The sequence below is a fragment of the Candidatus Polarisedimenticolaceae bacterium genome, from assembly GCA_036376135.1.
Lineage (GTDB): Bacteria > Acidobacteriota > Polarisedimenticolia > Polarisedimenticolales > DASRJG01 > DASVAW01.
This window is the reverse complement of sequence record DASVAW010000164.1, coordinates 25351-36800: the sequence shown is the minus strand read 5'-3', so window position 1 is coordinate 36800 and position 11450 is coordinate 25351. Positions and strand designations below refer to the sequence as shown.

Here is an 11450-nt window from a genome sequence, read left to right as displayed (position 1 = left end):
AGGAAAGCCATGCGCCGCTACGTGCTCGTCGCCGTCGCCCTCGCCCTCGCGGGCTCGTGCAGCCGCGCCCCGGTGTTCGTCCCGGAGGTGGTCGTCGCCCAGGCCGCGACCCTCCCCGCCGACCCCGCGGACCCCGCGTGGAACGCCCTGCCCGTCCATCGTGCGCCCCTGCTCCTGCAGGACCTGGTCGAACCCCGGCTGATGACCCCCTCGACCGCGGAGGTGCGGGTGCGCGCGGCCTCCGACGGCACGCGCGTCGCCTTCCGCCTGGAGTGGGACGACGCGTCGAAGGAGGACGTTCCCGGACCGGCGATGTTCACCGACGCCTGCGCCGTGCAGCTGCCGGCGCGAACCGAACCGGACGTCCCCGCGCCCCAGATGGGCGAGATCGGAAAGCCGGTCGAGATCACGCATTGGCGGGCGACGTGGCAGGCCGTGGTGGACGGGCGCGCCGACGACATCCACGCGCTTTACCCGGGCGCCGCGACCCCCCACTACCCCTTCGACGCCGAGTCGCTGAAGGCGGGATCCCCCGAGCAGGTCGAGATGGCGTCCCGGTACGCCCCGGCGCGAAATCTGGGGAACACGATGGCCGGCCCCAGGACGAAACCGGTCGAGGACCTCGTCGCCGAAGGGCCCGGCTCGCTGCAACCCGCACCTCGCACCGTGTCCGACGGAAAAGGCACGCGGCTCGAGGCGGGATGGGCGGTCGTCGTGTCGCGCCCCCTTCCGGCCGGGCTCGCCCCCGGAGGGCGCACGGAGGTCGCGTTCGCGATCTGGCAGGGGAACGCGGGCGAGGTCGGCGCGCGGAAGATGCGCTCGGCCTGGACGCCGATGAAGCTCGAGGCGCGGCCGTGAAGTCCGAGGCGCTCCTTCGCGCGTCGGCGTCGTGGCGGCTCCTGGGCCTTCTCTTCGAGCGCCCGCGCCCGGGTTGGGCCGAGGAGGTCGCGAAGGTCGCCGCGCTCCTCGACGCGGACGACCTCCGGGAGGCGGCGTCGCACGCGGGGGAGGTCGACGAAGGGACGTACCTGCGCTGGTTCGGACCCGGCGGGGCGGCGTCCCCGCGCGAGGTCGCCTATCGCGGTTGGGAGGATCCCGGTCGCGTCCTGTCCGATCTCGCGACGTTCTACGACGCCTTCGCCTTCCGACCGCGCGCGGAGGACCCGCACGACCACGTCGCCGTGCTCGCGGGATTCGTCGGGTACCTGTGGCTCAAGGAGGGGTACGCGGCGCAGTGCGGGCGCGAGGAGGAGGCGCACCTCACCGCGGAGGCGCGCGGCAGGTTCGCGGGGGAGCACCTGCGCCCCGTCGCGGGACCGATACTCCGGAAGTTGTCGGCCTCCGGCGCGCCTGCCGTGTGGGAGCTCGCGGCGGCGGCGCTGGTCCGCCGCGTCGGGGACGTCCCCGACCCGCTTCCCGTCGTCCCCCCCGACGACGACGCGATGGAGTGCCCGGGGGCGACGGGGTAGCATCGTCGTCCCATGGCGGGAAAACTCGACGTCCTCCGCACGGTCGCGATCTTCGCGGGACTGCCCGACGCGAAGCTCGAGGCGATCCTCACCCACCTCCACGAGAAGACCTTCCTGAAGGGGGAGAACCTCTGGGTCGAGGGAGAGCCTTCGAAGGGGTTGTGGGTCGTCTGGAAAGGCACGGTCAAGATCTACAAGCTCGGCGAGGGGGGGCGCGAGCAGATCCTCGCGATGGAAGGGCCCGGCCGCACCGTGGCGGAGCTCCCGCTGCTCGACGGGCTCCCCTACCCCGCGTCGTGCGCGGCGATGGAGGACGCGATCGTCCTCAACATGCCCCCTTCGACCTTCCACCGTCTCGTCGAGAGCGAGCCCGCGATCGCCCGCGCGGTGATCGGCTCGCTCGCGATGCGCCTGCGACGGATGGTCGCCCTCGTGCAGGAGCTGTCGCTGAAGGCGGTGCGCGAGCGCCTCGCGGGGCTGCTCCTCGAACTCGCCGAGGAGAACGACACCTTCGAGCTCCACTGGAACAACCAGGAGATCGCCGCGCGCCTGGGGACCGTCCGGGAGATCGTGTCGCGCACGTTCAGCCGGATGATCCATGAAGGGGCGATCGAGATGAACGGCCGCCAAGTCCGGATCCTCGACCGCGCCCGGCTGTAAATGGGGACAGCAACCTATTTCCGGGGCCCCGGAAATAGGTTGCTGTCCCCAATTCCGGAGGCCTCGATGAAGCTCGTCTTCCGATCGATCCCGGCGTTTCTCGCGCTCGTCGTGCTCGGCGCGCACTTCTACCGCGCCGGGCTGCTCCCGCTCGTCGTCTTGTGTCTGCTCGCGCTCGGCCTGCTGTTCGTCCGGAAAGCCTGGGCGACTTGGACCCTGCGCGCGATGCTCGTCGCGGGCGCGTTCGAGTGGCTGAGGACGGCCCAGCGGATCGCGGCGTTCCGCGAGCAGGCGGGCCAGCCCGCGACCCGGATGTGGGTGATCCTCGGCTCGGTCGCGGCGTTCACGGCGCTGGCGGCGTGGGTGATGCCGGGGGCGTCACGCGGGTCCCGTACGCCGTCGGCGTAGTCGGGCGAGGCTCGGCGAGCTCGTTCGGATCGTGGCGTCGGCGGCCGTGCCGGACGTTGATGATCTCGACTTCACCGGATGCCACGCGATAGAAGATCCGGTACTCGCCGAGGAGCAGTTCCCGCACGGCGCGATGCTTCGATTGTGGAACGCGCCGTCCGCGAAGCGGCTGATCCGCAAGCCCGTCTGTCATCTCGAGCACCCGCTCCGCCCACCTCGCCGCGGCCTCGGGCCGGTCGATCGCGATGTGCGTGACGATCTCCGTCAACCGTTCCACCGCTCGAACCGACCAACGCACGTTCACTTGCCGAGCCGCTTCCGGATCCGCCGCTTCACGTCCTCGTGAGGCAGGCTTCGCCCGGCATCGAGGTCGGCGATCCCCGCCTCGATGTCCTCGACCACCCCGAGTCGCTCGATCAGGTCTTCATAGACCTCGGCATCGAGAAGGACCGCCGCCCCGCGCCCGTGAACGGTGAGCACCAGCGGCCGCCGGGTCTTCTGGACCTGCTGGACGAGCGACGCGACGTTCGCGCGGAATTCGGAGAGGGAACGGACGTCGGCGGACGGGCGGATCGGCTTCATCGGAGACCTCCGGCGCGCGGGCTGGCGCTGTACGCCGGATTGTACGCTCTTTTGTACGCTCACCGTGCCACCACCTCCCCGCCCGCGGTGACCTCGACGACCCCGCGCGCGACGCCCCCGACCGAAACCGCGTAGCGGCCGGGCGGGACGCCGTCGATCACCCAGGCGGGGCCGTGCTCCCCCTCACCGACGTACCGGAACACCTCGTTGAGTTGCCTGACGATCTCAACCCACGGAGCGCCGGAGCCGTCATCCAGCACCGGCCGCGCCGTCGTGTCGGCGGCCGGCACGACGAGGCGTCCTCCGCGTCGGACCATCACGCGGGCCTCGACCTCGCCGCTTTCCGGCAGGTCCACGGAGGCCCACCCGAACCCGTAGCCGAGGATCTTGAAGACGAGAAGTCCTCGACCGGCCACCGCGTTGGGACACTCGGCCACGCCCGCGACTCCGCCGAGGCTGTACGCATCTTCGTTCGACATCGAGCAGATCAGCGTGCCGCCGATGCCCGGGGGATCCGTATCGAGGACCACGCGCAGCTTGGGCCTCGCTCCTTTTCCGACCGCGACGTCGATCAGGTTTTCGCCGCGATCGAGGACGACGCGACGCTCGACGGCTTCGTATCCCTTCGGGGTCACCGCGAGCGTGTACTCGCCGGCGACCGCCGGGCGGAGGACGGCGACCCCTCCCTCCCCGGTCCGTCCGAAGTCGCACCCGCCGTCGCTCACGGTCAGCTCGACTCCGACGCCCCAAGGGTCCCCCGAGCTCCACATGCCCTCGGTCTGCGCGCAACGACCGCCCACGGGCGTGAGCTGGGCCTGCGCATCCGCGACGGGGCGCCCGTCCTGTTCCAGGCGAACCCGGACGATCGCGAGCACGCGCGCGATCGGAAGATCGAGATTCGACTCCCCGCCGTCGGCGACCTGCACGTCCCTCTCGGAGCGGCCGTCGGCGGCGAGGGCCACGAATCGATACTTCCCTTCCGGCAATCCCTCGACGCGGAAACGACCCTGGCCGTCCGGCTCGGCGCCGCGAACGCGATCGAAGCCCTGCTCCCGCAGCCGCAGCACCCAGACCCGGGCGCGGGTCATCGGCACGCCGTCCGCGGAGACGGTCCCCGAGACGTTGCCGCCGCTGCGAAGGTCGGTTTCCGCGGTCTGGCCCGCGGCGAGCGTCACCGCGGTCCCGTCGCGGCGTCCGAATCCCGCCCTGCCTTGTCCGGATGCCAGCCCCTCGAACGTCACCGGCTCGCTCCCGACCCAGCGACTCTGGGCCACGCCGGCGCCGTCGACGACGAGCACGTTCCGAGGGGTGTCCGGCTTGGGGACGATTCGCACGCGCAACTTCGCTTCGGCCGCAAGGGTGAGCGTCAACTCCTTGCCGGCCAGCGCCATGGGCGCGCGGTCGAGCGCCGGCCCGTACCCCGTCGCGGTCGCGATCAACACGAGCTCCGCGTTGGCCGTCCCGGGGAGCGTGAAGGAGCCGTCCGCGTCGCTTCGGGTCTCCACCGCAGCCTGCTCCTCCGGATACGACTCGATCGCCCACGCGGGCATCAGCCGCACACGCGCCCCCGCGACGGGCCGCCCATCGACATCCACGACGCGCCCCCGCACCCCGTCCGCGCGGGGCAATACGACCTCGAGTCCCTCGCGTCGCTCCCCGCCGGCGAGGTCGAGCTCCACCGGCCTCGCGTCGCCGTAGCCGTCCGCCTTCGCGGTCACGCGCAGCTTTCCCACCGGCGCGCTGTCGACGATGAAACGGCCATCCGGTCCGGTCGGCGACTCCGCTCGCGACAGGCCCTTCGGACCGAGGACTTCCGCGAACGCCCCCGCGACGGGCTCGGCGTCCTCGTCGATCACGGTCCCCGACAGGCTCGACGCGCGCTCCAGGCGTATGCGAATCGGCTCGCCCCCCGCCGACGTGAGCTGACCCTGCCGTGTGAAGCCGGCCGCCCGGACATCGACGCGGATCGACGCGTGGTGCGGCAGCCCGGACAGCGACGCACGACCGTCGGGGCCTGTCGCCGACTCGACGGTGAGGACGATACCGGCGGAGCCGCTCGCCGTGACTTTGGCGCCGGACACCGGTCGATCGTCGGGGTCCACGACCAGCACCTCGATGCCGTCGCCGGCCTCGCTGCGAAGGACTCCCAGATCCTCCTCGGTTCCCGACGCGGGGGCGGAACCGCTGCGGACCACCATCATCCCTCCTACGGGTTTCACCTTCAGATTCCAGTCGAAGGGGGGAAACGACGCGGTCTCGAGCCGACCGGAGGCATCGCACGTCCCCTCGTCCTTCACGCCGAACGCGAGCATCAAGGCGGCCTCGCGCGGCTTCGCGGCAGACAGCCGCGCCTTGCAAGCCTGAGGCCGGTCCTCGCGATCCAGGACTTTCGCGGTGAGCCGTACCGGCCGCTGCACGTTCAGGGTGATCGGGGGAGTCGGGAGCTCCGCGACCAGCGCCCACGCGACCCCCGCGGGCCCCTCGAGGTCGCCGGCGAGGACGAGCGTCTCGAACCGGCCGTCCACCGGGAGTCGGAACCGGCCTTCGGGGTCGGTCTTCAGGATGAAACCGGCGTCCTGCCGGCACGTCCAAGCGCCCCGGACGGGAGGGGGGTTCCGCTCGGCGCGCACACGGCCCTGCCAGGAGCGCACGGGAAGTCCCGGGACCGGACGCTCCTCCGCGTCCATCGCGCGGCCGTTCACGACCGCGGGCTCGACCCAGCCGACGGGAACGCTCACGCGACCCGCGACGGGACCGAGCTCCGTGCGGCACGTCCAGCCGTCGGAGGCCCGCGCGACCTCGAGCCGGAACGAGCCGGCGCGCGTCGTCGGGAATGCGAAACGCATCGGCGCGCCCGGCTCGGCGGCCGGTGCCGGCGCGGTCTTCAAGACGGCGTCGGCGGAGCGTGCGGAGACGAGCCGCACCTCCAGGCTCCCTCGCGGCGGCCCGGGGATCTCGCCGAGCACGGTCAATGCTCGGTCCAGCGTGCAACGGCCTTTCGGCTTTGCCGTCTCCACCTCGAGGGGGATCCACCCTTCCGCCTCGCAGCGGACCTTCCTGCAGGGGTCGGCCCCGGGACCCGGGTCGACGCACGCGACGGTCGCGCCGGGAACCGGCTTCCCGGCTCGGTCGACGACCTGCATGGACGGAAGGGCGAGGAGCAACGCGATCGCGAGCGGCGTCATGGCGACCCCCGGAATTCGTGCGCCGAGCCTCGCCATCGCGACGAACGGTGTCAACCCGTTTCAGTCAAGCGGAGGTTGCATCCCTGCAACCGCTACAATCCCGCGACCATGGAACTCGCCCTCGAGACGTTCGGCCTGAGACGCACCTTCGGCACGTTCACCGCGGTGGACGGGATCAACCTCGCCGTTCCCAAGGGAAGCCTCTACGGCTTCCTCGGCCCCAACGGCGCGGGGAAGTCGACGACGATCAAGTGCCTCACGGGCCTCCTGCGCCCGACCTCGGGGACGACGCGCATCCTCGGGATGGACCCGGCGGCCGATCCCATCGGGGTGAAGCGCCGCGTGGGGGTCGTCCCCGAGGACCTTGCGCTCTTCGATCGTCTGACGGCGGGAGAGACGCTGGCCTTCGTCGGGCGCGTGCACGGCCTCGACCTCGCGACGATCCGCTCCCGCGCGGGCGAGCTGCTCGCGCTGATGGACCTCGTCTCCGCCGGCGATGCGCTCGTCACCGACTTCTCGCACGGCATGCGCAAGAAGCTCGCCCTCGCGGCCGCGCTTCTCCCCGCGCCGCGCCTGCTCTTCCTCGACGAGCCGTTCGAGGGGATCGACGCGATCGCCTCGCGCCAGATCAAGGATCTTCTGGCGGGGTACGTGAAAGGAGGCGGGACGATCTTCGTGACCTCGCACATCCTCGAGATCGTCGAGCGACTGTGCGACCACGTCGGAGTCATCCACCGGGGGAGTCTCGTCGCCCAGGGGCCGATGGAGGAGCTGCGTCGCGCGGCGGTGGGGGGAAACACCCTCGAGGAGATCTTCCTCGGGCTCGTGGGAGCGGAAGAACGCCGGGGCGCGGCACTCGACTGGCTCGGCGGCGGAGCGTGAGCCGCGAGCGGATCCGTCCTTGGGCGTTGCTCCGGGCGATGGCGTGGCTGCGCTTCCGGCTCACCGTCAACGGCCTTCGCGGGGGCGCCCGACGCGACGGGATGGAGCGCTTCTCGCGGATCGCCGGGCTCGTGGGGACCGCGCTCGTCGCCCTCGCCGTGATCCCGATGGCGGCCTTCTTCGGCGGGCTCGCCGCGTGGGGCGGCTACCGGACCGCCGGGGATCCCGACGCGATCGGCCCCGTCTTCGAGGTGTTCCAGGCGTTCCTCGCCTTCTCCCTCGTCGCCGTCCTCGCCGGTCCCGTCGTCCGCCTGTCGCAAGGGACGCAGAACCTCGCCCGCCTGCTGCTGCTCCCGCTGCCGCGGCGATGGTTCCACCTCGCCGAGGTGGCCTCGTGGCTCGTCGATCCGTTCGTCCTCCTGGTCCTCCCCGCCCTCGCGTTGTTCCCGGTCGGGCTTCTGGCGGGAGGACGCCCCGGCGCGGCGGCGGTCGCCGTGCTCGCCGCGGCCTTGTTCCTCCTCACGCTCGCGACGCTCGGCGCGACGCTGGGTTTCTGCATGCAGTGGCTGTTCCGCGACCGGCGGCGCGGAGAGGCGCTGACGGTGGCGGCGATCCTGGCGGTGGGCCTCGTCGCGTTCCTGCCGTCGTACTGGACGCAGGCCAAGCGACGCCCCCCCGGCGAGCCGCGCGTCGTGCGCGTGACGCGGACCGCCGGTTGGCCGGCGTGGACGCAGCCGCTTCCGAACCTGCTGTGGACGCGGGCGGCGCGCGGAGGGGTCACGGGGAACGCACGCGAGACCGCGATCGGACTCGGCGGGCTCGCCGCGGGAGCGGGGATCCTCCTCGCCGCGTCGGGATACGCCTGCGGGAGGATCCTCGACGCGCCCGCGGGAGGCGGCGCACGCGGACGCGGGCGGGCGGTCGGGGGGCTCGCGCGCATCCCCGGGATGGGCGCGGAAGCGTCGGCGGTGGCGTGGACGCAGGCGCGCACCTGGACGCGCACGGTTCGCGGGCGGATCAACGCGTTCTTCCCGCCGCTCACCGTCGTGTTGTTCTCGAGGCTGCTCGACGACTCCTCGGGGCACTGGCTCGTGCAGGCGGCGGGCGGCCCGCTGCTGCTCCTGGGGGCGGCGTTCTTCTCGCTGCTCGGGCTGCAGCCGCTCATGGCGAACGCCTTCGCCACGGATCGCACGGGGCTCGCCCTCCAGTTCCTGGGGCCGATCGACGACCGGCGGTTCGTCGCGGGGAAGTCCGCGGGGTTCGCGCTGGTCTACCTCGCGTCGTTCGCGCTGAGCGGGCTCGTCGCGCTGGCGCTCGGAAGCGGCGGGAGCGGCGGCTTCTGGATCGCGGCCGTGTGCGTCGCCTTGGGGGCGTTCCTGTGCGTCTCGCCGGCCGCGATCGCGATCTCCGCCTCGTTTCCCCGGACGGCCGACCTCAACAAGCTCAACGCCGCCGGCAACCCGAACATGCTCGGGGCCACGCTCCTGTCGATCGTCACCTCGACGAGCTTCGCCGTCCCCCTCGCGGCGGCGGGGCTCGCGGCGTGGGCGTGGCGCCATTCGCTCGCGGCCGCGGCGGTCGCCGCGGCGTTCCTGGCGCTTGCCGCGATCGCGCACGTCCCGCTGCTCCGGATGTCCTCGCGCCTGGTCGGAAGGCGCCGGGAAAATCTGGCGCTGGTCGCGGGCGGAAGGTAGCCTCGCGCCATGCACCCCTATCGGCGACTGGATCAGGCGATCCTCTTCGCGGAGCGGGCCCACCGCGGTCAGATGCGCAAGGGGACCGACAACCCCTACTTCAGCCACGTCGTCGCGGTTTCGATGATCGTGCTCTCCCACGGCCACGGCGTCGACCACGCGATCGTCGCGCTCCTGCACGACGTGCTCGAGGACACCCCCGTCGACCGCGACGAGATCGAGGAGGCCTTCGGCCCCGAGATCACACGCGCCGTGGCGGACCTCTCCGAGCCCGACAAGAAGATGCCCTGGGAGAAACGCAAGCGCGTCTATTGCGATCAGATCCGCGTCGCCTCCGACCTGGCGCTCCCGACGTGCGCCGCAGACAAGATCCACAACCTCCGCAGCCTCCTCTGGGACCTCGATCAGGCGCGGATCGAGGACCTGCCCACGACCGACGTCTGGCGGCGTTTCAAGCGGCCGCCCCACACCATGGCCGCCTACCACCGGGCGGTGCAGATGGCCCTCGACGCCCGCGGCTTCACGGGCTCGCTCATGGACGAGCTGGAGCAGGCGATCCGGCGGTTCGCCGCGGCCGTCGGCGCCGACCCGGCCGAGTTCCGGTTCTAGGCGCGCGTGGCCGACCGCACGGAGATCGCCTTCCGGCGCGCCGCGCTCGAGCTCGTCCCACCCAACGCCGCCGTCGTCGTGGCGGTGTCGGGCGGCGGCGATTCGGTCGCGCTGCTCCACCTGCTCCGCCGCCTCGCGAAGCCCAGGGGCCTCACGCTCGTCGTGGCCCACCTCGACCACGCGCTCCGGCGCGGGTCCACCGCCGACCGGCGGTTCGTCGAGGGGCTCGCCGAGGCGCTCGGCCTCCCGTGCGTCGCCGATCGCCGCGACGTCGCGAAGATGCGTCGGCGGGACGAGTCCCCCGAGGAAGCGGCCCGGCGCGTGCGGCGCGGTTTCCTGCTCGAGGTCGCGGGGCTCTCCGGGTCGGAGCACGTCGCGCTCGGGCACACCCTCGACGACCAAGCGGAGACGATCCTGATGCGGCTCGCGCGCGGCGCGGGACCGGCGGCGCTCGCGGGCATGGCGCCGGCCGGCCCGGGCCCGTTCATCCGGCCCGCGCTCGGCCTGTCCCGCATGGAGCTGCGCGTCTGGCTCGTGCGGCACCGCCTGGCCTGGCGCGACGACCCCTCCAATCGCAGCGCCGCCTACGACCGCAATCGCCTCCGCCGGCTCGTTGTCCCGGCGCTCGCCGAGGCGCTCAACCCCGAGGCGGCCCGGCACCTCGCGCAGGCGGCCGAGCGCCTGCGCGTCGACGCGGCGCACCTCGACCGCGAGGCGGCGGCGTGGCTGATGCGCCTCGGTGGAAGGGACGGCGATACGGTCGTGCTCGACGCGCGGGGACTCGCGGCTCTCGCTCCGGCGCTCGCGGGGCGGGCCGCGCGGATGGCCCTCGAGCAGGCGGGTTGCGATCCGCGCCGGATCTCGGCGAAACACGTCGAGGCCCTGTTGAAGCTCGCGGCCGCCGGCTCGGGGAGCCTGGACCTGCCCAGCGGCCGGAAGGCCCGGGCGGGCGACGGGCGCGTCACGCTCGCCGCGAAATGACCCGTCGCGACCGCCCCCTCAGTCCATCTTCTCCACGTACTTGACGAACCGCTCCTTCCACGCGTCGGGCGGCCCTTCGATCGGGGGACCGCCGGCGAGCACGCGGCGGACCGCCTCGGGCCAGACGTCGGTGCCGTAGCGGAGGAACTCGACGAAGAACCGTGCCTCCGCCTCGAAGGCGAGCCGGGCGCGCCCCGGTTCCGGTCGCTCGGAGGCGAACAGGGCCTCGAGGTTCGGCCCGCCGGTGGACTTCCACGAGCGACGCAGCTGCGACGGCGTCCACGGCGGCTCGGGGGCGCCGGGCCACGGCGGGGGCTTGACGTTCGCGTCCTTCGCGCGCGACCAGGGCCGGGGGACGATGCGCGTCCCGAGGAGGTCCCCCGACGCGAGGTACCGGGAGAGCCCCTCCTCGAACCACGGGGGCGGCGTCGCTCCCGGCGGCCAGCGTTTGCGCAGGTACCAGCGCGCGCCCTCACGCAGCGCGACGCGACGCGGGTCGTCGATGCCGCCGGCGTCGAGATGAAGGACGAGCAGATCGAGGCGCGGGTCGACGAGCGCGTCCTCGTCCCCGAGCCCGCCCATCGCCTCGCGCGCGACGATGTACGCGTCCCGCAGCCGGAACGCGTACACGCGCAGGCGCGGCGGGGGCGCCGCGTCGTCGGGAAGCCCGAGCACCTCCCTCGCGGCGACGAACACCCCTTCGAGTCTCGACGCCATCGCTCTCGCGGCGTCGGGGGCGCGGTGGTCCGAGGAGACGATCACCCGCTCGGTCCTCGCCTCCGCGGTCGCGGCGGGGTCGAGGAGCTGGTCGAGTCGGGCGATCGTGCGGGCGCGGGCGCCGTCGTCCGTAAGGGCTGCGGCAAGGAGGATCGCGGCGAGCATGGCCGGAATGTAGCAGGGGTAAATAGGGACAGTCCCCATTTTTCCGGCGCTCCCGAAAAATGGGGACTGTCCCTATTTACCCCTGCTACATTCCGGCC

General features: G+C 72.6%; 11 protein-coding genes. 8 read left to right on the top strand and 3 right to left on the bottom strand.

Translation table 11 applies throughout. The features are described 5' to 3' along the window. Positions 1-9 precede the first annotated feature (9 nt). The 4 genes from VF139_17670 (at position 10) to VF139_17655 (ending at position 2537) form a co-directional block, all read left to right on the top strand. Positions 10-858, top strand: coding sequence for an ethylbenzene dehydrogenase-related protein (locus VF139_17670; protein HEX6853229.1), 849 nt, complete (start codon positions 10-12; stop codon positions 856-858). Then, positions 855-1469 (top strand): molecular chaperone TorD family protein, encoded by a 615-nt coding sequence (locus VF139_17665; GenBank protein HEX6853228.1) that lies wholly within the window; start codon positions 855-857, stop codon positions 1467-1469. The genes VF139_17670 and VF139_17665 overlap by 4 nt, the downstream gene beginning before the upstream one ends. A gap of 12 nt (positions 1470-1481) precedes the next feature. Then, entirely contained in the window at positions 1482-2129 is a 648-nt protein-coding gene (locus VF139_17660) for a Crp/Fnr family transcriptional regulator (GenBank protein ID HEX6853227.1), read from the top strand. 66 nt (positions 2130-2195) lie between these two features. Continuing rightward, a complete protein-coding gene (locus VF139_17655; protein ID HEX6853226.1) occupies positions 2196-2537 on the top strand; it encodes a hypothetical protein in 342 nt (113 codons plus the stop codon). A gap of 300 nt (positions 2538-2837) precedes the next feature. On the opposite strand, the gene VF139_17650 is transcribed toward VF139_17655, so the two are convergent. Continuing rightward, a complete protein-coding gene (locus VF139_17650) occupies positions 2838-3119 on the bottom strand; it encodes a type II toxin-antitoxin system Phd/YefM family antitoxin (protein ID HEX6853225.1) in 282 nt (93 codons plus the stop codon). 59 nt (positions 3120-3178) lie between these two features. After that, entirely contained in the window at positions 3179-6304 is a 3126-nt protein-coding gene (locus VF139_17645) for a carboxypeptidase-like regulatory domain-containing protein (GenBank protein HEX6853224.1), read from the bottom strand. Positions 6305-6412: 108 nt separating this feature from the next. Here VF139_17645 and VF139_17640 point away from each other — a divergent pair, with 108 nt between their 5' ends. The 4 genes from VF139_17640 to tilS are packed head-to-tail and all read left to right on the top strand — an operon-like array spanning position 6413 to position 10470. Next, complete coding sequence (locus VF139_17640) at positions 6413-7186, top strand: ABC transporter ATP-binding protein (protein HEX6853223.1); 774 nt, start codon at positions 6413-6415, stop codon at positions 7184-7186. Then, positions 7183-8880 carry a hypothetical protein gene (locus tag VF139_17635; protein ID HEX6853222.1) on the top strand — a complete coding sequence of 566 codons (1698 nt, stop codon included), beginning with the start codon at positions 7183-7185 and terminating at the stop codon, positions 8878-8880. Before VF139_17640 ends, VF139_17635 begins: the two co-directional genes overlap by 4 nt. A gap of 9 nt (positions 8881-8889) precedes the next feature. Further along, positions 8890-9489 carry an HD domain-containing protein gene (locus VF139_17630; protein ID HEX6853221.1) on the top strand — a complete coding sequence of 200 codons (600 nt, stop codon included), beginning with the start codon at positions 8890-8892 and terminating at the stop codon, positions 9487-9489. A gap of 6 nt (positions 9490-9495) precedes the next feature. Then, positions 9496-10470, top strand: coding sequence for a tRNA lysidine(34) synthetase TilS (gene tilS / locus VF139_17625; GenBank protein ID HEX6853220.1), 975 nt, complete (start codon positions 9496-9498; stop codon positions 10468-10470). 18 nt (positions 10471-10488) lie between these two features. On the opposite strand, the gene VF139_17620 is transcribed toward tilS, so the two are convergent. Further along, positions 10489-11352 carry a hypothetical protein gene (locus VF139_17620; GenBank protein HEX6853219.1) on the bottom strand — a complete coding sequence of 288 codons (864 nt, stop codon included), beginning with the start codon at positions 11350-11352 and terminating at the stop codon, positions 10489-10491. Between the last annotated feature and the right edge of the window lie 98 nt (positions 11353-11450).

Coding starts and splice junctions, on each gene's coding strand:
- VF139_17620 (HEX6853219.1), bottom strand. CDS start 11,352: ATGCTCGCCGCGATCCTCCTTGCCGCAGCCCTTACGGACGACGGCGCC.
- VF139_17640 (HEX6853223.1), top strand. CDS start 6,413: ATGGAACTCGCCCTCGAGACGTTCGGCCTGAGACGCACCTTCGGCACG.
- VF139_17670 (HEX6853229.1), top strand. CDS start 10: ATGCGCCGCTACGTGCTCGTCGCCGTCGCCCTCGCCCTCGCGGGCTCG.
- VF139_17655 (HEX6853226.1), top strand. CDS start 2,196: ATGAAGCTCGTCTTCCGATCGATCCCGGCGTTTCTCGCGCTCGTCGTG.
- VF139_17630 (HEX6853221.1), top strand. CDS start 8,890: ATGCACCCCTATCGGCGACTGGATCAGGCGATCCTCTTCGCGGAGCGG.
- VF139_17645 (HEX6853224.1), bottom strand. CDS start 6,304: ATGACGCCGCTCGCGATCGCGTTGCTCCTCGCCCTTCCGTCCATGCAG.
- VF139_17660 (HEX6853227.1), top strand. CDS start 1,482: ATGGCGGGAAAACTCGACGTCCTCCGCACGGTCGCGATCTTCGCGGGA.
- VF139_17650 (HEX6853225.1), bottom strand. CDS start 3,119: ATGAAGCCGATCCGCCCGTCCGCCGACGTCCGTTCCCTCTCCGAATTC.